Source organism: Scytonema sp. NUACC21 (genome assembly GCF_054684315.1).
Map to the genome: position 1 here is coordinate 1 of NZ_BAAFZH010000041.1, position 19,440 is coordinate 19,440.

General features: G+C 41.4%; 17 protein-coding genes, 1 other RNA gene and 6 pseudogenes. 11 read left to right on the forward strand and 13 right to left on the reverse strand.

Annotation, left to right across the window (positions count from 1 at the left end):
* The 3 genes from ACYRY3_RS04420 to ACYRY3_RS04430 form a co-directional block, all read left to right on the forward strand.
* Positions 1-1,107 (forward strand): alkaline phosphatase D family protein (locus ACYRY3_RS04420; protein ID WP_460200525.1); only part of this gene is annotated, 1,107 nt, incomplete at its 5' end.
* Between the two features lie 186 nt (positions 1,108-1,293).
* Entirely contained in the window at positions 1,294-2,070 is a 777-nt protein-coding gene (locus tag ACYRY3_RS04425; protein ID WP_460200526.1) for a DUF4058 family protein, read from the forward strand.
* Positions 2,071-2,429: 359 nt separating this feature from the next.
* The gene (locus ACYRY3_RS04430) at positions 2,430-3,221 is read left to right on the forward strand and encodes a hypothetical protein (RefSeq protein ID WP_460200527.1); all 792 of its coding nucleotides are present in this window, start codon (positions 2,430-2,432) and stop codon (positions 3,219-3,221) included.
* Between the two features lie 319 nt (positions 3,222-3,540).
* Here ACYRY3_RS04430 and rplL read toward each other — a convergent pair whose 3' ends face one another.
* A complete protein-coding gene (gene rplL, locus ACYRY3_RS04435) occupies positions 3,541-3,936 on the reverse strand; it encodes a 50S ribosomal protein L7/L12 (RefSeq protein ID WP_460200528.1) in 396 nt (131 codons plus the stop codon).
* A gap of 117 nt (positions 3,937-4,053) precedes the next feature.
* A pseudogene (locus ACYRY3_RS04440) lies at positions 4,054-4,203 on the reverse strand (50S ribosomal protein L10); the annotation flags it as partial.
* Positions 4,204-4,485: 282 nt separating this feature from the next.
* Here ACYRY3_RS04440 and ACYRY3_RS04445 point away from each other — a divergent pair.
* The 4 genes and pseudogenes from ACYRY3_RS04445 to dxs all read left to right on the forward strand — a co-directional run.
* Complete coding sequence (locus ACYRY3_RS04445) at positions 4,486-4,821, forward strand: hypothetical protein (protein ID WP_460200529.1); 336 nt, start codon at positions 4,486-4,488, stop codon at positions 4,819-4,821.
* A gap of 436 nt (positions 4,822-5,257) precedes the next feature.
* The gene (locus tag ACYRY3_RS04450; RefSeq protein ID WP_460200531.1) at positions 5,258-6,022 is read left to right on the forward strand and encodes a hypothetical protein; all 765 of its coding nucleotides are present in this window, start codon (positions 5,258-5,260) and stop codon (positions 6,020-6,022) included.
* Positions 6,023-6,119: 97 nt separating this feature from the next.
* Complete coding sequence (locus ACYRY3_RS04455) at positions 6,120-7,145, forward strand: fatty acid desaturase (protein WP_460200532.1); 1,026 nt, start codon at positions 6,120-6,122, stop codon at positions 7,143-7,145.
* A gap of 154 nt (positions 7,146-7,299) precedes the next feature.
* A pseudogene (gene dxs, locus ACYRY3_RS04460) lies at positions 7,300-8,415 on the forward strand (1-deoxy-D-xylulose-5-phosphate synthase); the annotation flags it as partial.
* Here the strand turns inward: dxs and ACYRY3_RS04465 are convergent.
* The 3 genes and pseudogenes from ACYRY3_RS04465 to ACYRY3_RS04475 form a co-directional block, all read right to left on the reverse strand.
* A pseudogene (locus ACYRY3_RS04465) lies at positions 8,403-8,735 on the reverse strand (phosphate ABC transporter permease PstA); the annotation flags it as partial. The pseudogenes dxs and ACYRY3_RS04465 overlap by 13 nt on opposite strands.
* A gap of 5 nt (positions 8,736-8,740) precedes the next feature.
* The gene (pstC, locus tag ACYRY3_RS04470; RefSeq protein ID WP_460200533.1) at positions 8,741-9,673 is read right to left on the reverse strand and encodes a phosphate ABC transporter permease subunit PstC; all 933 of its coding nucleotides are present in this window, start codon (positions 9,671-9,673) and stop codon (positions 8,741-8,743) included.
* Between the two features lie 58 nt (positions 9,674-9,731).
* Positions 9,732-10,733, reverse strand: coding sequence for a PstS family phosphate ABC transporter substrate-binding protein (locus ACYRY3_RS04475; protein WP_460200534.1), 1,002 nt, complete (start codon positions 10,731-10,733; stop codon positions 9,732-9,734).
* Between the two features lie 1,101 nt (positions 10,734-11,834).
* Between ACYRY3_RS04475 and ACYRY3_RS04480 the strand changes: the two genes are divergently transcribed.
* Positions 11,835-12,302 (forward strand): DUF4870 domain-containing protein, encoded by a 468-nt coding sequence (locus ACYRY3_RS04480; RefSeq protein ID WP_460200535.1) that lies wholly within the window; start codon positions 11,835-11,837, stop codon positions 12,300-12,302.
* 88 nt (positions 12,303-12,390) lie between these two features.
* Positions 12,391-12,609, forward strand: a pseudogene (locus ACYRY3_RS04485) (Gfo/Idh/MocA family oxidoreductase); the annotation flags it as partial.
* Positions 12,610-12,808: 199 nt separating this feature from the next.
* On the opposite strand, the gene ACYRY3_RS04490 reads toward ACYRY3_RS04485, so the two are convergent.
* The 3 genes from ACYRY3_RS04490 to ACYRY3_RS04500 form a co-directional block, all read right to left on the reverse strand.
* Positions 12,809-13,420: a Uma2 family endonuclease gene (locus ACYRY3_RS04490; RefSeq protein WP_460200536.1), complete on the reverse strand. Its 612-nt coding sequence runs from the start codon at positions 13,418-13,420 to the stop codon at positions 12,809-12,811.
* A gap of 27 nt (positions 13,421-13,447) precedes the next feature.
* Positions 13,448-14,647, reverse strand: coding sequence for a DNA double-strand break repair nuclease NurA (locus ACYRY3_RS04495; protein ID WP_460200537.1), 1,200 nt, complete (start codon positions 14,645-14,647; stop codon positions 13,448-13,450).
* Between the two features lie 138 nt (positions 14,648-14,785).
* On the reverse strand, positions 14,786-15,565 hold the full coding sequence (locus ACYRY3_RS04500) for an HAD family hydrolase (RefSeq protein ID WP_460200538.1): 780 nt from the start codon (positions 15,563-15,565) through the stop codon (positions 14,786-14,788).
* 250 nt (positions 15,566-15,815) lie between these two features.
* On the opposite strand from ACYRY3_RS04500, the gene ACYRY3_RS04505 reads away from it, so the two are divergent.
* Positions 15,816-16,583 (forward strand): choice-of-anchor E domain-containing protein, encoded by a 768-nt coding sequence (locus tag ACYRY3_RS04505; RefSeq protein ID WP_460200539.1) that lies wholly within the window; start codon positions 15,816-15,818, stop codon positions 16,581-16,583.
* On the opposite strand, the pseudogene ACYRY3_RS04510 reads toward ACYRY3_RS04505, so the two are convergent.
* The 5 genes and pseudogenes from ACYRY3_RS04510 to ACYRY3_RS04530 all read right to left on the reverse strand — a co-directional run.
* A pseudogene (locus ACYRY3_RS04510) lies at positions 16,555-16,824 on the reverse strand (metal ABC transporter permease); the annotation flags it as partial. The gene ACYRY3_RS04505 and the pseudogene ACYRY3_RS04510 sit on opposite strands and share 29 nt — an antisense overlap.
* Positions 16,821-17,177, reverse strand: a pseudogene (locus ACYRY3_RS04515) (hypothetical protein); the annotation flags it as partial. The pseudogenes ACYRY3_RS04515 and ACYRY3_RS04510, both read right to left, overlap by 4 nt.
* 103 nt (positions 17,178-17,280) lie before the next feature.
* Positions 17,281-17,364: a transfer-messenger RNA gene (gene ssrA, locus ACYRY3_RS04520) on the reverse strand.
* Between the two features lie 185 nt (positions 17,365-17,549).
* Positions 17,550-18,023: a PIN domain-containing protein gene (locus ACYRY3_RS04525; RefSeq protein WP_460200540.1), complete on the reverse strand. Its 474-nt coding sequence runs from the start codon at positions 18,021-18,023 to the stop codon at positions 17,550-17,552.
* Positions 18,020-18,256 (reverse strand): type II toxin-antitoxin system Phd/YefM family antitoxin, encoded by a 237-nt coding sequence (locus ACYRY3_RS04530; RefSeq protein ID WP_460200541.1) that lies wholly within the window; start codon positions 18,254-18,256, stop codon positions 18,020-18,022. The genes ACYRY3_RS04525 and ACYRY3_RS04530 overlap by 4 nt, the downstream gene beginning before the upstream one ends.
* A 21-nt stretch (positions 18,257-18,277) precedes the next feature.
* Between ACYRY3_RS04530 and ACYRY3_RS04535 the strand changes: the two genes are divergently transcribed.
* On the forward strand, positions 18,278-19,186 hold the full coding sequence (locus ACYRY3_RS04535; RefSeq protein WP_460200542.1) for an AAA family ATPase: 909 nt from the start codon (positions 18,278-18,280) through the stop codon (positions 19,184-19,186).
* Positions 19,187-19,440: the final 254 nt, after the last annotated feature.

The window sequence follows — 19,440 nt, forward strand, 5'->3', positions numbered from 1 at the left end:
CTTGCTTCTTGTCAAAATTGGCAAGATGGCTACTACGCTGCATTTAGACATATGGCAAAAGAGGAACTCGACCTCGTTGTCCATCTTGGAGACTACATTTACGAGGGACCAGCAAACCCCAACAGCATCAGGCAGCACAATGGCCCAGAACCGGTCACCCTCGAAGAATACCGCAATCGCCATGCCTTGTACAAAACTGACCAAGACTTACAGGCTGTCCACGCCGCCTTTCCCTGGGCAGTAACTTGGGACGATCACGAAGTGGACAATAACTGGGCAGATGAAATTCCTCAAGACCCAGAACTACAGTCGCGAGAGCAGTTTCTTGCACGGCGTGCTGCTGCCTTCCAGGCATATTACGAACACATGCCACTGCGCCCACTCTCCAAACCTGAGGGCATCGATTTACAACTTTATCGCCGTCTTACTTTCGGTGACCTAGTTGAATTCAACGTCTTGGATACCCGTCAGTACCGCACCGAACAGCCTTGTGATGACGGCATCAAACCCCGTTGTGAAGAAGCTTTTGACCCAGGTGCCACACTCACTGGTTCCAAACAGGAGAAATGGCTGTTTAATGGTCTCAATCGTTCTCAAGCGCGTTGGAATGTTATTGCCCAACAGGTCGTTTTTACACAATATGACTGGACGGCGGGAGAAGAATCCGCTTTCAACGTTGATGCTTGGGATGGATATGTACCAGCCCGCCAGCGCATCCTTGACTTCCTCAATCAACGCAGACCTTCAAACCCAATAGTCATCACTGGCGACACCCACTCTAGTTGGGTCAGCGACCTCTTAGCAGACTTTAACAACCCCAGTTCTCACGTTGTGGGTACTGAGTTTGTGGGCACTTCAATTACCTCCGGTTTCGGAGCAAGCGACAGGATTGAAGCTGCTTTACCTGAAAATCCGTGGGTGAAATATTTCAACGGACGCCAACGGGGTTATGTTCGCTGCAACCTTACTCGTGAACGGTGGAGAACTGACTATAGATTGTTACCACAGTCTCCTCCCACTGGAGCAAATGTTCCCGACCCCGATGCACCAATTACGACAGCTGCATCCTTTGAACTTCCTAATGGGGGAGTTGTGACGCAGGTATAACTTAATTAACTTTCAACCCATTTGCCATCCATCCCCATACATTTGTTGTCTGGGGATTTTTTTAGGGAATTCCAAAAAATCAATAATTTTCTTGTGGGGTGAGCATCCCTGCGCGCCCAGTTAATCCCAACTGCCCCATAAAAATCTTTGTTCTAAAATAAAGGTGCAGTTACCCATGCTTGAAAAATGCCCTCTCCCTTCCCTGGCATGGACCCGTATCTTGAAGGCTACCTGTGGAGCGACGTACACAACGCCCTTGCCAGCAAAATCCGTGCTTTCCTCGCCCCACAACTCCGTCCCAAATATGCTGCACGGCTTGAAGTGTATGTCGTCGAGGACACTTCTCCATCTAGCGAAATTGGCATTTTATACCCGGATGTTGAAGTATTGCAAGTGCGACAACGCCGCGAAGTCGAAACTCCAACCCAATCATCCGGTGTGATGACAACCCCCGCACCGCTGACGCTTCCAGTCATCCAACCTGTGGAAGTCCGCATTCCTACTGTTGAAATCCGGGATACAGCTAATAATGTACTGGTATCCTGTATCGAAATCCTCTCTCCCGTAAACAAGCGCGAGCCTGGTATCACTGATTATCGCAAAAAACGCCAGCGATTGTATAACGCCAGCGTGCATCTCATTGAAATTGATTTGCTGCGTCGGGGGAACCGATCTTTTAACCATCCCCGCATTCCAGATGTTCCCTATTTAATAACTCTCACACGCGCATCTGAGGGCATGATTGACTTGTGGCCTCTAACATTACAAGAGACTCTCCCAACGATACCCGTTCCCCTGCGCGATGGCGACCCCGATGCCGTACTGGAGTTGCAAGCCGCACTTAATGCTATTTACGACGAAGCTGGGTACGATTTATCCATAGACTATACTCAACCCCCACCACCACCTGCTTTGAGTGACGCGGATATTGAGTGGATGCAAACACGCCTAATTCAACTTTAAGAAACATTTTTGAATGGCGCAAAGACGGCACTCAGATTATTGAACTTATTGCTTGTCTCATATCTTGCACTATCATCTTATTGCAAAAATCACAGCCCAAAAAGCTTATTCTTCCGTAGGGTGGGCAGTGCCCACCAGCCCTTATTGACAGTAAGACAACAATAGGTTTGAGAACTCCTACTATTAATGCAGTTCATCAATCAAGACGCAGCATACAGGTGGCTGCTGCTTACTAAGATACTCGTGAATGGATTCCAACTTTAATAAAGGCTTCATGACTGGAGATTTGCCATAACCGTTAAGAAGTGTTAAGTTTAGCAGTCAGCAGCCTGTACTTAAAATTTCAGCATTCAGTAATTATGGTTCAAAACTACCAAGTTCGAGAACAAGAAACCATTTTGCAAGAACTCAATGGCTACAACCCAAGTGTATTTCCAGCTTTCCACCAAACGGTTCAACATCATTTCCCTGGAACTTTGCCATTAGAAAGCTATATGAGCAAGACCTATGAGTGCTTGAATTCTTATGGCTTTACTAATGAAAACACAATGGGAATGGTGGCTATATGTCGTGATGAGATTACAGATCCACTCTTTGACGCAATCATTCGATATTGGGGGAAAACATTCAACTGTTGCAGCTTAGCCGGGTTTGTGACAATGGGCAAAACGGGTTTGGCAGCAGCAACAGACCATACTCCCATATTTGAAGGTCGGCGTCGTTTCACTTTTTATGCCATGCCTCATATTGCTATTTCTCGGTATGGCGAGATTGGGAAAGTATATCGCCAAGGTCTCGACAAACCCTCTCATGCTTGCGGTGCATTGGAAGCTATTGTCAAAGAAATTGAATTAGGATGTCTCAGTCTAGAAACTGATATGCAAGATATTGAACAAAGTATTGTTCGGCAGAAAATTCTTTCTACCCTCCAATATGGAGAGAAACCTGATTTAGTTGGGATTACAAAGTTAGCTTGCCAAATTATTTCTAAAGATATAGAAAAGCTGTTGAGGACCTTAAACTCATCTGTATTCAATTATGCTGTAATGACAGGTATTCAAATTCACGGTCCTTTGGAAACACAATGGGTCTACCCTCAAAATTTTTATGTTGTTGGACCTGAGGGAAAAAAAGCGATTGATTTGTCGTAGGTTGGGTTGAGGAACGAAACCCAACACCCATACGATGCACAACCAAACCCAACACGCACACGATGGGGAACGAAACCCAACACCCATACGATTCACAACCAAACCCAACACGCACACGATGTGGAATAAAACCCAACACCCATAAAATGGGGAACCAAACTCAGCACGCACACGGTGTGGAAGAAAACCCAAGACGCACACGATGGGGAACCAAACACATATAAGACAATGTTGGGTTTCGCGCTTTGCTCAACCCAACCTACGATGATGAATTCGTAATTCGTAATTAATTGAGTAATTACGAATTATGAATTGTGGATTACTTAACGGTTACCTTACCGCCAGCTTCTTCGATCTGCTTCTTAGCAGCTTCGGCAGCATCCTTAGCGATCGCTTCTTTAACTGGCTTGGGCGCAGATTCCACCAAGTCTTTTGCTTCTTTCAGACCCAAACCGGTCAATTCACGTACAACTTTAAGTACGGCAATCTTCTTATCAGCGGGAACTGATTCCAGAATAACGTCGAACTCGGTCTGTTCTTCTACTGGTTCAGCAGCAGCTGGTGCAGCACCAGGAGCAGCCATCATCATCATTCCACCGGCTGGTGCAGCAGCACTTACGCCAAAGGTATCTTCAATTTGCTTCACTAACTCAGCTGCTTCGAGCAAAGTTAAGTTTTTTAGTTTATCCAAAATTTCATCAGTTACTGCAGACATTGATATAACTCCTGTAATGTTGATTAAGTTGATGGTTAGTGGTTAGTGGTTATTGGTTAGTTGTTAGTTGTTTTCCTATTAACTACTAACTATTAACTACTATCTACTAACTACTAATTAGGAAGCACTTTCAGTTTCGCCGCCGCCTTTTTCCTTATCAGCAACAGCCTGCAAAGCACGAGCCAGAGAACTGGGAACCTCGTTGATACCAACAGCGAGCTTGGTAGCCAAACCATTGATAGCGCCTGCAATTTGCGCCATTAACGGCACCCTCCCCTTAATAAGGTCTGGGTTAGGGAGGGGTATTTTTATTACAAGTGTTTAACCGAACATGATATCAGTGGACAAAAGTGTACAATACATACATACTGTGTGATATTAATTGGTATGACAAAGTATGTAAAACCAATTGTGCTACTGGCAGTAAAAAGCTTAAGTCCAATTTCAAGACCTCGAATTACCCTGGTAAAGTCAGTTCTGATCTGGCAAGGTAAATAAAGAAAGACAAATTCTTGCACATCAATTGCTGTCTCTACCACCTTGATAAATATGAACCTTATTTGGGTAACTCTTTTCTCTTGGCTTTGGCTCAAGGAAAAACTCAATCTTCTCACTGCCAGTGGTATTGGACTAGCTCTTTTAGGCGGAGTCTTAATAAGTTTAAGTGATGTGAAGGCAGGCAACGTTAAAAACCACTTTCTGTTAGACGAATTTCTAGCTCTGATGGGGGCTAGGGCAGGAAGCTCATACTTACTTTTAGGGCGTGAAGCCCAACGACGGGGGCTGGGCATTGGAGCCTATGTGACAGTAGCATACACCACAGCTAACCGAATTATTTGGTCATTTGTTATTAGCAAAGATTTCAAATACATTTACATTTTGTAGGCTAGTTCTATTTCTTCTCGCCCACTTACTTAAACTCCAGTGGTTGTCATTTAACTTCAAATAAATTTGAAATCTTTTTTACTGACAAAAAAATATTTTCAAGCCTCATCAGTATCTATACATCTGGTGAGGCTTTTTGATTATTGCATTTATTTTTTTGGTGAGAAGCTTCAAATTCAAAAGATGATGATTGGTTTTTTTAATGATAATAATAAGCTTAAGCTTAGACAGCAATTTTAAAGATTAACTTCACGATCAACTCCTCGTTCATCACTGGTCTGTAGGGCTATGAATCGGCAATCTAAATAACGAAATACTTTTTTTGCAGTACCCAGAAGTCTTTAGTAAGTAAAAAAAATGAACCCTAGAAAATAACTTTTGGAAGTACTGTTAGAAAAGAACTCTGTGTAAATTTCATTTCCTGGGATACAAAAAAATGTTAGCGACTACTCAAACTCCCCTTGTTTCTTATGAAGCAATACAAAAAGCTGCTCGTATTATTAAGTACGTCTATCAGTTTTACTTTCCACTGCATGGTCTTGATTCAAAGGAGATCTTCAATTACTATCCAGTTTTTACATCTGTAGAAGCTTTGATTTACCAAGCTGACGTGATTATGGAAGCAGGACAAAATGCGAAAATTACATCCAGACAAAATGAAGATCTTCACAAAAGTATAAAACAGTTGCAAATGAATTGTTTAAAATTATTAAAGGATTTGGACTTATATGACTCAAAAATTGAACAAGAAATAGCTCTTGGAGAGGAATTTATCAAATTAGAAAACAAGATAATGGTTGGAGGAGTAATTAAACATTCAGAGGTTATGCGTATTGCAGAATTACGTTCCTCTGATATTCGCCTTCTTCATCTCATTTTATTTCGTCTGCTTGAAAAACCGTATGACGAGAAGCTTTTATCTCTCGTTTGGCCAATAGAGGTTATTGCTGACATTGAAGACGATTTCAAAGGTTACGTTGATGATGTTGCTCAAAATCACTACAACACTTATCGTATGTTTGTAACACTTTACAAAGAAAATGCGCCAGAATATATAAAGGCTGAAATAGATTTTTACGAAAATCTATTTCAGGAAAGACTTGCTAATTTTCCAATAGATATGCAACAGAAATTCCTGGCGCTGTATTCTCAATTTCGCCAATCTAATTATTTTGCTATTCCCAAACCAATTCTAGAGTAATTATGTTTATTAGGGTAAATAAAGCTAGTGACTGCCTTAACAGAAAAGTAGTTTTCCTCATGTGCCGTCTTCTTAGTTTCTCCCGAAATCAGTAATTATGGTGAGCACTGTTTTAGTAAAAGACATCAACCTTTCCTATTACCTTCACCGAAAGAAGCCACTGTGGAATGTCATTGTCATCTTCTACGTTTTTAGTGGTTACTGCGGTGGAATCGCACTCCTGCTATCATCTAATATTTGGCTCAACACTTTAGGAGTAGTGTTACTTACCCACAGTTTGGTTCTCTCAGCTTATCTGTCCCATGAGTTCATGCATGGCACAATTTTTACTAATATGCAGTGGAACGCTATTGGTGGAAATATCATGCTATGGCTGAACGGTGGCTGTTATGCAAGATTTAAGGATTTAGCACAGGAACATATTTCTCACCATGTTAATAAAGCGGATTCTGTAGTTTTTAACTTGCCCGCTTTTATTAGCAATCTTCCAAAGCCAATTCGCAGCTTGATTTTAGCGCTAGAGTGGCTATATTTTCCGGCAATTTCTTTCATCCTCCAGTTTTGGGCATTGACTGCTCCTTTTTGGAATCCCCAACGTCGAGATGAACGTCTGCGCGTTACAATTCTGCTTATAGTACGCTCTTCGTTGTTTATCTTGTTAGGATTAGTGTCACTAAAAGCACTAGCGCTTTACTTTCTCTCTTACATTGGGATGATCGAAGTACTGCGTTTTATGGATGCCTTCCAGCATACTTATGAAGAATTTCCCGCGGGTTCACCGTTACCCAAGCGCGATCAAGCCTACGAACAAGCTAATACCTTTACGTGCTTAATTTCTCGGCGCTACTGGTGGCTGAACTTGTTACTGTTAAACTTTGGCTACCATAATGCCCACCATGCACTGATGAAATGTTCCTGGCACAGTCTGCATGAACTAGACAGAGATTTATTCACTGTACAAAAAGTTCATTATTTGACATTGCCACAATTACTAAGAAATTATCATCGTTTCCGGATTTCTCGCATTTTTTTGGGTCAAGGTAAAGCGGTAAACAAGCATGGAAATTTAGTTCTGAATGCGTTTTATGGTGCTGTAGGCGTATCTTTTTTGGTAAAGTCTTAATAGTTGCGTTGAAAAAACTTGCGATACCTCAAGGCATACAAACTATCTTCACTACTCGTTTGTTGAATGAAATAACGCTTAACTGTTTCGACATTACGGCTCTTATTGCCTCCCCATATCATCTGAAGTTTGTTATTTACTAGAGGAAACATATATGCACCTGAGTGAAGTAATTCATCCAAACCAATTACACGGTCTGTCAATTGATAAACTCCAGCAGATTGCGTGTCAAATTCGAGAAAAGCACTTACAAACTATAGCAGCTAGTGGTGGTCACCTTGGTTCTGGATTGGGTGTGGTAGAACTGACCCTAGCACTTTACCAGACTCTGGATTTGGAATGTGATAAAGTTATTTGGGATGTAGGTCACCAAGCCTATCCGCATAAATTGATTACTGGTCGCTACAATCGCTTTCACACACTGCGGCAAAAAGATGGTATTGCAGGGTATCTCAAGCGCTGTGAGAGCAAGTTCGATCACTTTGGCGCGGGACACTCTTCCACTAGCATCTCTGCTGCTTTAGGCATGGCTTTAGCGCGAGATTTGAAAGGCGAAAAATTTAAAGTAGTGGCCGTAATTGGTGATGGTGCCTTGACTGGTGGCATGGCTTTAGAAGCAATTAACCATGCAGGTCACTTGCCCAAAACTAACCTGCTGGTAGTTCTTAACGACAATGAAATGTCCATTTCCCCCAATGTCGGTGCGCTTTCTCGCTATCTTAACAAGATACGCCTGAATCCATCGGTGCAATTTCTCTCTGACAACCTCAAGGAACAGGTCAAGCAGATTCCTTTTGTAGGGACTTCCTTGTCTCCAGAACTAGGACGTCTTAAAGAGGGGATGAAGCGTTTAGCAGTGTCGAAGGTGGGGGCTGTATTTGAAGAACTTGGCTTTACTTACATCGGACCTGTGGATGGTCATAATTTGGAGGAACTAATTGCTACCTTTGAACAGGCACATCAAATACTTGGACCTGTATTGGTGCATGTAGCAACAGTGAAGGGTAAAGGCTATGAACTTGCTGAAAAAGACCAAATTGGTTACCATGCCCAAACTCCCTTCAATCTAACCACAGGTAAAGCTTATCCCTCCAGCAAACCCAAACCACCCACTTATACCAAAGTCTTTGCCCATACCCTGACAAAACTCGCCGAACAAGACCCCAAAATCATCGGTATTACTGCCGCGATGGCAACGGGCACAGGCTTAGACAAACTGCAAGCCAAATTACCCAATCAATATATTGATGTAGGCTATTCTTCGAGATACAAAGCTGCTCCCACGCCAACTGGGACAGAAACTAAAATGACTATCAAACCCAACATGAGGCTGCTGGTAATTGCAGGCAGAATACCCCCTCTATCGGGAAAGCGAGAAGGTGTTTCCGTTATGAAACCGGGCGTCAAAAATCTCCCCAATCCATCTTTACAAATATCAAAAATGAGGAGAGCAAGGACGAATAAACCAATGAGCAAACCCAGAAGAAAAACGATCTCAAAGACTTTGCCAATCTTTTCTCTACTGTCTATATTGTCAGTAAATTCATCCGTTTGTTGTTGAAAATTCTCTGGGTGAATGGAATTAGCCATGTCAATTAATCGTACTTCTCTTTAAAACGTTTCGTAATCCAGTTGCTGACAATGTTTAGAGCCAAAGTGATCAAAAACAAAACTGCTCCTACAGCGTATAAAGTCTTGTAGTTAAGACTGCCACGAGGACTGTCTCCACCAGAAATTTGCGCCATGTAAGCTGTCATGGTTTCTACTGACTCATAGAGGTTCACAGTCAACTTGGGCTGTTGTCCTGCGGCGATGACGACAGTCATTGTTTCACCCACCGCTCGAGAAATTCCCAAAATAATCGAGGCTGTGATTCCAGAAAGGGCAGCAGGCAGAATCACCCTGAATATGGATTCGAGTTTAGTGATCCCCAATGCGTATGCCCCTTCACGTAAAGAACTAGGAACAGCTTGTATGGCATCTAAACTAATAGAGCCAACAGTGGGTATAATCATGACTCCCATCATCAAACCAGCACTTAAGGCATTAAAGATTTCAAGTGGGAGAAAACTCCGCAGAAACGGTGTCACGAATAAAAGGGCAAAGTAACCATAAACTACCGTAGGGACTCCCGCCAGAAGTTCTACCGCAGGGCGTAAAACTGCTGCTACTTTTGGTTGAGCGTATTCACTCAAATAGATGGCGGAACATAAGCCTAAAGGAATAGCAACAGCCATAGCAATAGCCGTAGTTAATAAGGTGCCATTAATCAATGGCCAAATTCCAAAATGTCTTTCGGAAAACAACGGCGTCCACCGTGTATCAAGAAAGAACTTAGCAAATGAAACTTCTTGGAAAAACTCAATCGCTACTCGAAAGATAATGACAACAATTCCAATGGTTGTTAGGACTGAAACCAAACCGCAACAAAATAAAATTACGGCAATAATTTTATCCTGAATATCGTCAAAGGCTTTCTTTTCCAGTGAGCGATCGAAATCATCATTTAAGTAATTTGCGCCCCGCATAATCATTTATTTGTGAATGGTGAACATCTTGCTAATTGAATCATTAGCCATTAGCCAACTAAAGATATTTTGTAATAGCCTGACCGGGTTTTGCATCTTTGAAATTAGAGCCCGTTTTTTTAGCAAGAAGCCTTTGTTTTGTCTTGGCATATGCGTCATCTGTGAGTTCAATATAGCCTGACTCGCGAACCCACTTCTTAGAATTATCCAAGTAGAAATTAACAAACTCCTTGACTGCTGGCTTACTTTCTAAAGCTGGCTTGCTGACATAGATAAAGAGCGGACGAGACAAAGGTGTGTAAATGTTCTGAGCCACTTTCTCTGGAGGGTCTGGTGTTTCACAGTTTCCTTGTGGGGTTTGTATGGCGACTAGATGCAGGTTATTTTTGTTAGCTAAATAGTATGAAATTCCTACGTACCCCAAGGCAGTCTCATCCCCTGCAACACCTTGAATCAAGACGTTTTGATTGTGGCTGGGAGTAAAATCGGTGCGACTGGCTTTAGTCTTTTTATTGATGGCTTGTGTAAAATAGTCAAATGTTCCAGTATCGGAAGCAGGGGCATAAAGCTTTAAGGGTGTATCGGGAAATTTCGGGTTCACTTGATTCCATCTGGTGACTTTATTTGCTGATTTGGGGCTCCAAATTTTGTTAAGTTCTTGGACAGACAAACAGGTTGCAAAGTCATTTTTCTGGTTTGCTATAACAGCGATACCATCCAGAGCGATCGGCAGTTCTATAAATTCAATTCCACTCTTCTTACAAGTTTGAATTTCTTCTTTTCTAATAGAACGTGAAGCACCAGCAATATCAATTTGACCGGAACAAAACTTGCTCATACCCCCACCAGTACCACTAGAAGCAACACTAATCTGGGCATCAGCTTTCATCTTTTTGAATTCTTCAGCAACGGCTTGATGGAGAGGGTAGCCTACAGCTCCACCATCAATGCTCACCTGCTTGTTGTTCTCCTCAGCACTACTGCAAGCAGTTATGCAGAATGCAAGAAGCATGAGTAGGCTGGGTAAAGCTTGACGTTCTAATTGAATATGCAACAACATTCTCACTTTAAGCAACTAACTTGATTTATGTACAATACACCTGCAAGAGTGTCGAGATAGGTGCAATGACTGCAACCAAAACATCTTTGAGCTAAATTCTCAAAATAGTATCAGATCTCATACCTTTATTTTTTACTAAAAAATATAAATGCGATCGCCTAGATGACCGATAAGGGCGATCGTCCGGATAAGAAACTTCTGTAACAATTACTGGGTAAGCTCTCAAAATACTAATGCCAGGTATGTTTGATAGTGGGGATCGATTCAGTACACTATAAAATAACCTCAAAACTATGAGAAATTAGGTTTTGCAGTTAATCGGTTCCGAATCAGTTCGGTGTTTACTCTGAGATTTCGTTGACATCGCTAACTACGGTATCTTGGTAAATTTACCGTATTGTAACTGTTATGACTCTGAAAAAATCATAAATTTAACACTATGAAATACTTTTTTTCCATAAGTTCCTAGCTTATTACGTTTTTGACAAATTTTGATTTGTTTGATATGATACACGTCTTTGCGATCGCAAAGGTTATATCAGCTTCTACCCTTTTTTGACTAACACCTATCTGCTTCTCAGGAGCGGCGTTTTAGGTATGAGTAGAGAGCTTCAGTGTAGTTCTGGCAACTAATTGTGCCTTTTTTAATCCTTTACAATCTAGTATTTTACCTTAAAACAGGCAGATTTTATACTTTTATTTGTGTATATATCCCTTTACTCTTATAACACTTAGCATTAAAAAAAGTCTAGATTTTTTAAGAAATTTACAATCTAAATTCAAAAACAATCAAAAGAAACAATTTGTATTTTTTATTACACACTATCCAAGTATTTACTGTAATAAATATAACAAAGCTTGTTCTGCGAAGGAAATAAAATTTTTACATCTTTTCATATACCTGCTTTTATTTCCACCAACCTCCTGGGATCGCAAAGCGATCGCGTGCTTTAGTCTAAACTCCAGTGTCTAAAATCTACTCACGCAATTGCACCCTTTTTTACCAATCAAAAAAAACTGATATTTTAAGAATTTGTTTGCTTTTTTTGTATGCAGTACAGTGGAGAATTATTGAATAAATCCACTCAAACATAAAAGGCCATGAGAGAAAATCCCAAGCAACAAATCCGTATATGGGCAATGTTGTGTCATCTCTCAGCTTTATTGTGGATACCACTGGCTTGGTTATTATTTTTTGGTATTCCTTTATATCTACCGTTTCTCAATATATTGGGTCCGCTTATTGTTTGGCAATTAAGGAAAAAGCAAGATCCCTGGATTGACTTCCAAGGAAAAGAAGCTGTAAACTTTCAGCTTTCGTTAACAATGTATGCCTTTATCATAATAGCCATATCTTTATTGCTGGTTTTGGCAACAGGTGGAGTTGCACTGACAACAGATTTACCATCAAACTATCTAGAAACTATTCTTAATTCTTTATTAGCTATTCTTAGTATAACTATTATAGTCTTAATGGTGTCAAAATTCATCTTAGTAAGTTTTGCAGCTATCAAAGCATATCGGGGGCAGCATTATCGCTATCCTTTCACCATTAGGTTTTTAAGATAAGCCATTAGGTAGGTCGGTAAGAAAAAACTGGTAAGGAGCCAGCAAGATGATATACTAAAAGATTATATTATAAGGAACTCATTTAGCTGTGATTGGTGTTGCAGTTGTTGGTACAGGATTCGGGCAAAAAGTTCACATACCTGGATTTCAAGCCTACCCTCATACGGAAATAGTTGCTATATACAATCGAGATTTGGATAAAGCTAAAGCGATCGCACAATCTCACAACATACCCCATGCCTGCAACGCAATAGAAGACATCGTTAAATTACCAGAAGTACAAGCAGTCAGTATTTCCACACCGCCAGGGGAGGTGAGGAGGGGTAAAAATTGCGTGCAATTTCCTCCCCTTGATAAGGGGAGGTGAGGAGGGGTAAAAATTGCGTGCAAAATTAAAAAAATTGTGACTAAAAGTTTATATAAACGAACGGAACGACCGTTTTTCCATCTTAACAAGGAAAAGCTATCGTCCCGTTCAGGTGAAATCATTCAAGATTCTGCCTTTATTAAAAACCATAATCAATCTTTGCACCTTCACTCAAACTCATGTTGGGAAGATTGACCAAATCGTAAATATCACTGAAGGAAAGTTGAAAATCAATGGAATCAAAAGTTAAGACAGAATTGACAGTATCATACTCAGTGAGTATCCAACTGCCTTTTGAGTTTTTGGTATATTGTTCTGCATAACAAGTATTTTGGTCGATCGTGATATATTCCCGAAACTCTGGGATTGACCGATAAAAGCGGAATCTATCTGAGTCCGTATGGTTGCTTGTTAACCTGGAAGACACTTGAACAATTAAGAGGGGATTGGTCACTGTAGTGTTGTCTGTTCCCTCGTAGAATGGTTCGCCATCAATAACCATCACATCTGGATAAGTATACTGATTGTAACGCGGTATCCACAAACGAACATTACTGAAATAGACTCGATAATTTTTTCCCCTCAGAGCAAATTTTAAGTAAGAATATATATTCCCTGTAATTTGGTTGTGTTCGGTTGTAATTCCCATCATGGGTACTATTTCTCCATCTAGGTATTCGCTTTTGTAACCAGTTGTTTGGTCAATTGCTAGATACTCGTCACGGGTATAATAACGTTTTTCCTGTAGCATGCACTTTCTCCTCCTGAGTATTGCTAATTACGCAATGCTTCCGCGTTTTCTTGCTTCCTTGTATGAGGTTCCTACATTTTTTAGACCAGCCCTAATCATTTGTCGTTCCAAAAGAGAAAAGAACCTTGCTTTATCCCCACCCTTAACTACAGCTTGATTGTGCGCTTCAGCTACCGCCACAGGATAACCATAACCTTTCTGCACTTGTCCCAGCATTAACCCTAATGCTTGGTTAAACATATTCGTGTCTTGAACTACCCATGATGGTACCTCTATCCGAGCAATTTCGGTACCGACGTGGATGTAACAAAAGTAAATTTGCTGACCTTCATATAAGTCAATAATACGAGCATTGCTGCGCCATAGGGGACCGCGTTGTCCCGGCTTGAGTTGGGTTGCCCAAAGAGCAGTGTCTCGCAAAGGTTCAAAGACTTTACAAGGAACTTTCTCTAATTGATTCGGGCAAAAACTGACACAGTCTGGAACTTGGTGGGGACAAGCTAAAAGACGTAAAAAGTTAATCCCTTCAACGTTGCGAGAGGCGCTAAGATAGCCCATCAGGGGAATTTTTGCATCACGCAATTTTCCCCAAGCGTCTAGGATGGGGGGTAAAATTTCATGGCGTGCATCGAAGGGCAACTGTTCTAAAAACCAGTAAATTAAAGATCCATCCACCATTGCTAGCATTGGCACCCCTTCTATTCCCTTATTCCCCTGTTCTGCCATGACGCTGCAAGCCAGTTCTGCCAGCACCGTTGCTTCACTGGCTGTACGGCGGAAACTCATCCACTCTTCAGTACGAATACCCCATTGACGGGAAACGTATAAATCCTCCGACCGATAGAATATTTCAGGTAAGCTATCTAAAAGCGGGTGACGGTTTTGTCCGTAGTGCAAAACAACTCTACCTATGTTGAGAAGATAGCAATAAGCGATTTCGTGATGGCTTGGAGCTATTTGGGAACCATCCGTAGCAATAACGGTATGGATTTTAGGGGGAGATGGGAGATCGACACAGGTATTGAGGGGTTCTACTGGGGTTGCATTGGCAAACAGGATGCGATCGCGCCATTTTTCCTGTTTTTGCACCAACTCATCCTGACATGTCAGAGCGTTGTGGAGATGATTTTGAGCTTGTTCTAAACGATGGCGACTAGCAGTAGCCTCTTGAGTCAGATGTTGACTCAAACCCTGCATTTGTGATGTAAGTTTGGTTAGGTCGAGCATAGTTAATACCAGTTATTGATGAGTAGGGCGGGTTTAATCCATAAGCTTGTTTTGTGGTAGCCAGAACATACTTGACTCAACCCGCCCGTACAGTCGTTAGTAGTAAAAACGTACCATTAACGACTCACCACTGACCACTTACCAATCAGAAAAATCTTCAGCAAACAGAGCAAGAGGCAACAATCGAATTCGGGGATCGTTTTGAGCAGCTGCTCTTTCCATCGAAGTATTGTAACCCCAGTCTGCTAGAAAGAGTTTAACCTCCTGTAAGTCTGGTTGCTGTTCGACTAACTGTAAAGTTTTTAATCTGTCTTCCACAAACCACAAACTATCTGGGGTGGTATTTTCTGCGCGAATTAATTCTCGCAAAGTCTCATATTTAGGACGCTTCACTTCTTTACCAAAAATAACTTCTTTTGGTAGTTCAACCCCTTGTTTTCCTAAGAGTTGTTGTGCAAAACGACCTTCTTTGGTGGTGACAATATATAATTTAATTGGGCTTGAAACAGTCGTTTTGAGTTTTTCAACAACTCCCGGATAAAATTTGTGCAGGCTTAGCCAACTGTCCAAATCCTTGGCTATCCATTCATCTCTTTGTCTATCCAGTTTACTACCTATTTCTGTTGCCTTGAAATTATCTTCTTGTAAAATTTGATGGGCGATCGCTCCCCATTCCTGAAGAATCTTTTCTTCGGCAATTCCCTGAAGTAGCGCTTTGATTAAAACTGGCATTTCCCAACCTGTTTCAATCACCGGTCTCAACCGATAGAATTTGGAAGCTAAACCATCCGGCGGTGTCTGGTCTTCTTGTAACCAAACATGACAATAGGTACGCCAAGATACCTCAAAGTATTCAATCAGTCCGTCACAAATGACACCATCAAAGTCTAGAGCTAGAATTTTCGGACGAGTTGCCATCGTTTGTTTTGAAGATTAGACTGCTGATGTCAGCTTACCTGACAAAGGAAAATAATGCAGCAGCTATTAGCAAACGGTTTTAAAACACAGATTTGCGGCTGCATTTAGGCTAATTTTACAGCAGTGCTGTAATTCTTATATAAAGCAAAATTTATAAAAAATTAAGTAGAAATATCAAGCCTGTTTACAAAACCACAAAGTTACAAATAAATCGGAGGTATAGCGACCAGAGTTTTGCCACTGGTAATCTATGATGAACACAAAACTTTTAGGTATGTTAACTGCAGCTACCGCCTTAACAGTATCAGGCGTAGTCGCATCTGCCGGAGTTGCTAGTGCAGCAACTCTTGAGTACACGGCACAATACAACCCAACTGAGATGGATAAGGAGAATGTGCCTTACGAGGGATATGGTTTAACAGACATCATAAAATCTCCTTTAAGTATCCAAAAATTTGATTCAAAGCTCGGCACACTTAAGAGTGTAAAGATAGATTTTAGCGGCGATATCAAAGGAGATGCACAATTTGAAAGCAGAAATGCAACCCCAAGTACGGTGACTGTAGACCTTTCCGGTCTGGTCAAGCTAAATATGCCAGACGGGTCGTCTTTATTGGAGTTAAATCCGCAACAGCAGTACAGCTACAACGTTACCCAATTTGACAAAATCACTGATTTTGGTGGTACTTCTGGTAAGACACTGGAGGGACTTGTAGCCAGTAAGTCTGATACGAAAACCTTCACCGATAGCAGCTTATTGCAGTCGTTTACAGGTCTTGGTAACCTAGACTTTTTGTTCACTGCTCTTGCGACATCCAACGTTACTGGACCTGGCAATATCATATCCAGTGTCTCTACATATGCTAAGGCAAGTATCAAAGTCACCTATGACTTTGAGGAATATCGGAAGAAGGTACCAGAACCTTCAGCCCTACTTGGTATAGGTCTCGTTGCTGGAGCTTGTTTGCGGTTGAAAAAAAGCAGTGCAACTAATTCTCTAACCGAGAAAAGTTGCTAACTTTAGGTTGGGTAAAAATACCATGTCTGGGACTGAAAAGTAACGCCAGTAGAAATAAGCCCGATACAACCAAAACAATTGCTGGTCCTGAAGGAAAATTGTAAAAGTAGCTGAGGTACATTCCAGTAATACTAGAGAAGACACCAATAGACGCGCCTAAAACCATCACTTGATGCAAGCGTTTAACTAGTAAATAGGCAGTGGCTCCTGGTGTAATCAAAAGTGATAGTACTAGAAGTAAAAACCACCATCAATTATTTCTACATGTCGTTCAACATAGTCCCACACATGATCGATAACGTGCTTTCCTGCCATTGTGTTGGAATCTAATCGTTGACACAGTTGGCTGTAAACTTCATTCCAAGGCTGTCCGACTTTTGAGCGCAAAAACCGACGCAAGGGACCGAGATGGTCTGAAAGATACTTAGATTTATTTCTTGGTTTAATCAGGTAGGGATTCAACAACCCATCCTGAATTGCATCCTCAGTGATTTTGTGCAATTGCTTTTTAAAGCCAGTCACCTTTTTGAGGCTAATTTTCATCCCACCCCGAGGACGCTCAATCACAATCTCGCTCAAACGATGTTCGCTCATATATCAAGTTGTTTAAATGCAGTTGTACTAATTGAGTTGTTATTAAACATGAATTAGCTAACATCATTGAACTCACCTCTGTATTGAGTAAAGATTATAAGTCTAGTGGAGCCGTCGGGAATTGAACCCGAGTCCTGGAGCCGTCCGTTTGTTGGCTTCGGAGCAGTCGAACACCAATCGCGACCCCAAAATTGGCATCTATGCAATTGTCAAGGTTTCAAGGAGTTTTAGTTTTGCCTTTTGAGGAGGCTTTTATGCTTATACTACATATGTAATACAAATTCGACATAATGTCAAGGGGATACTACAAATTTTGTATTCTAATGCTTGTAGTGCGGTTTTCAATAGCACTTGCTGATTGCTATTGGCTAACTATTTAGCCAAACGAGCATAAATTTCCGATGCGTTGTTTTTCAGGTCATTCAATAAGGCGATCGCACTCTCCGATAATCTTTTCTTGTACGTCTGCCGTACTATCGGTTCCCAACCAACGGTCAATGAGGCAACTGCGATGGGCTGGAACATCGAGGGGGTATTTTTGAAATAGCTCGATAATAAAGTCTCTAGTTTACCTTGCTGTTCTAAATCTGTGCGAATTTCTGCATAATATTGCTCTACAGGATGAGTTAGGGGTAGTATTTCAATACTATCGAAGATTATTTCAAGTTTTTCTATGAGCTTTTGAGAGTTCTTTTTTTTCGCTCCAAATCTTGATTCACAAGTTACGATAATACTTGTACAAACTGTATCTTCTCCGACGTTTTGAATCTTTGAAAATATCTCACCTCTGGGGTTTTTAATTATTTCAGAAATGATGTTTGTATCTAACAAGTATAAATAACTCATTTTTCAAACTCAACATCATCTAAGGGTAATAATCCTTCGTCCACATCGGCAAAGTCTTCGTCCAACGGTTCAAGTGTGGAGAGGGTTTCCAGGAGGGATTTTTTCTGAATAGGGGAAATGATGGCGCAGGGGACACCATTTTGTATGATAGTGAGGGGTTCACCTGTTTTTTGAGTTTGGTTAATTAGGTTTTGGACGGTTTCGGGAAGTTCTGCAAGGAGAATTTGTTTCATTGTGGTTTCTGAGGTTAAGGGATGGGAATTTGTCGCACATCTATTCTAAAATACGGGCAATATTCCCCTTGGTTAACCACAACGGAAACTGGTGGACAACCTAGCTTTCAAATTATGCCAGATGGCGAAGCCGCAGGGCGTACTATGAAGGCGACTAACGCTGAGGCTACGGTACTTTCTAGCATCACCAGTGCTGAATATCCCCATCTTTATGCTATCCGCGAGGAAATGCGTTCCTGGCACTTTCTCCAGCTTGACCCGACTTCCTTGCGCCGTCCGAGTCCTACTACCGCAGCATTGGACTTGCAACCAGATGGAGCAAATCTCGCTACTGTGTTGGCAAGGATACAAGCCGAGACAGCAACTGAAAGTCAACCTAAAGGAGCCATAGCTGATATTGCGGCTGCACTTACTTCCCTAATTCCAGGGGTGGTTGATTTAGATATTTTCTTAGATAAGAAAAATAAAGAGTATCAAATTGAAATTGATTATCGTGACGGTATACCCTTCAGTTCTCGTGTTGTCTCCGATGGCACTTTGCGAGTATTGGCGCTTCTAGTTCTTTTATATGACCCAAAACATCACGGATTGGTATGCTTTGAGGAGCCAGAAAATGGGGTTCACCCCTTTCGACTGAAGACTTTGATGGAAAAATTACGCTGTTGTGTCACTGATATTACGAGTGAGGAAGTAGACGAAACTGAACCGTTGTCCCAAATGCTACTTAACAGCCATTCTCCAGTAGTTCTCTCCTGTTTAGAAGATGGAGAAGCGATGTTTGCTGATTTGGTGAGCGTAGTTAACCCGGAAGTTAGTATGGTAAATCGTAAAACTCGAATTCGTCCTGTAGTGCGGCGTGTGGGAGAGTCAGATTACGTAAGTCGCTTTGAGATTGAGCGATATTTACAAAGCGTTGACCGGGAGAGCTAAAATTATGCGTTTGGAGCGCTTACGAGAAGTTCCGGCTTATCAGCGTTTTGAAGAAGAACTCTCTATAGCTCTTGTCGAACTGGGCTATATTTGACAAGCAAGACCGTATCAATCAGATGACCGATTATGTTGGGTTTCGTTCCTCAACCCAACCTACAAACTGTATCTTCTCCGACGTTTTGATTTTTTGAAAATATGGCACCTCTGGGGTTTTTAATTAGTTCAGAAATGATGTTTGTATCTAACAAGTATAA

Excerpts from the sequence above, each read along its gene's own strand:
- ACYRY3_RS04425 (WP_460200526.1), top strand. The coding sequence starts at position 1,294 with ATGCCCTCTCCCTTCCCTGGCATGGACCCGTATCTTGAAGGCTACCTG.
- ACYRY3_RS04490 (WP_460200536.1), bottom strand. The coding sequence starts at position 13,420 with ATGCTACAGGAAAAACGTTATTATACCCGTGACGAGTATCTAGCAATT.
- ACYRY3_RS04450 (WP_460200531.1), top strand. The coding sequence starts at position 5,258 with ATGTTAGCGACTACTCAAACTCCCCTTGTTTCTTATGAAGCAATACAA.
- ACYRY3_RS04430 (WP_460200527.1), top strand. The coding sequence starts at position 2,430 with ATGGTTCAAAACTACCAAGTTCGAGAACAAGAAACCATTTTGCAAGAA.
- ACYRY3_RS04455 (WP_460200532.1), top strand. The coding sequence starts at position 6,120 with ATGGTGAGCACTGTTTTAGTAAAAGACATCAACCTTTCCTATTACCTT.
- rplL (WP_460200528.1), bottom strand. The coding sequence starts at position 3,936 with ATGTCTGCAGTAACTGATGAAATTTTGGATAAACTAAAAAACTTAACT.
- ACYRY3_RS04495 (WP_460200537.1), bottom strand. The coding sequence starts at position 14,647 with ATGCTCGACCTAACCAAACTTACATCACAAATGCAGGGTTTGAGTCAA.
- pstC (WP_460200533.1), bottom strand. The coding sequence starts at position 9,673 with ATGCGGGGCGCAAATTACTTAAATGATGATTTCGATCGCTCACTGGAA.
- ACYRY3_RS04475 (WP_460200534.1), bottom strand. The coding sequence starts at position 10,733 with ATGTTGTTGCATATTCAATTAGAACGTCAAGCTTTACCCAGCCTACTC.
- ACYRY3_RS04445 (WP_460200529.1), top strand. The coding sequence starts at position 4,486 with ATGAACCTTATTTGGGTAACTCTTTTCTCTTGGCTTTGGCTCAAGGAA.
- ACYRY3_RS04535 (WP_460200542.1), top strand. The coding sequence starts at position 18,278 with ATGGGAATTTGTCGCACATCTATTCTAAAATACGGGCAATATTCCCCT.
- ACYRY3_RS04525 (WP_460200540.1), bottom strand. The coding sequence starts at position 18,023 with ATGAGTTATTTATACTTGTTAGATACAAACATCATTTCTGAAATAATT.
- ACYRY3_RS04480 (WP_460200535.1), top strand. The coding sequence starts at position 11,835 with ATGAGAGAAAATCCCAAGCAACAAATCCGTATATGGGCAATGTTGTGT.
- ACYRY3_RS04505 (WP_460200539.1), top strand. The coding sequence starts at position 15,816 with ATGATGAACACAAAACTTTTAGGTATGTTAACTGCAGCTACCGCCTTA.
- ACYRY3_RS04530 (WP_460200541.1), bottom strand. The coding sequence starts at position 18,256 with ATGAAACAAATTCTCCTTGCAGAACTTCCCGAAACCGTCCAAAACCTA.
- ACYRY3_RS04500 (WP_460200538.1), bottom strand. The coding sequence starts at position 15,565 with ATGGCAACTCGTCCGAAAATTCTAGCTCTAGACTTTGATGGTGTCATT.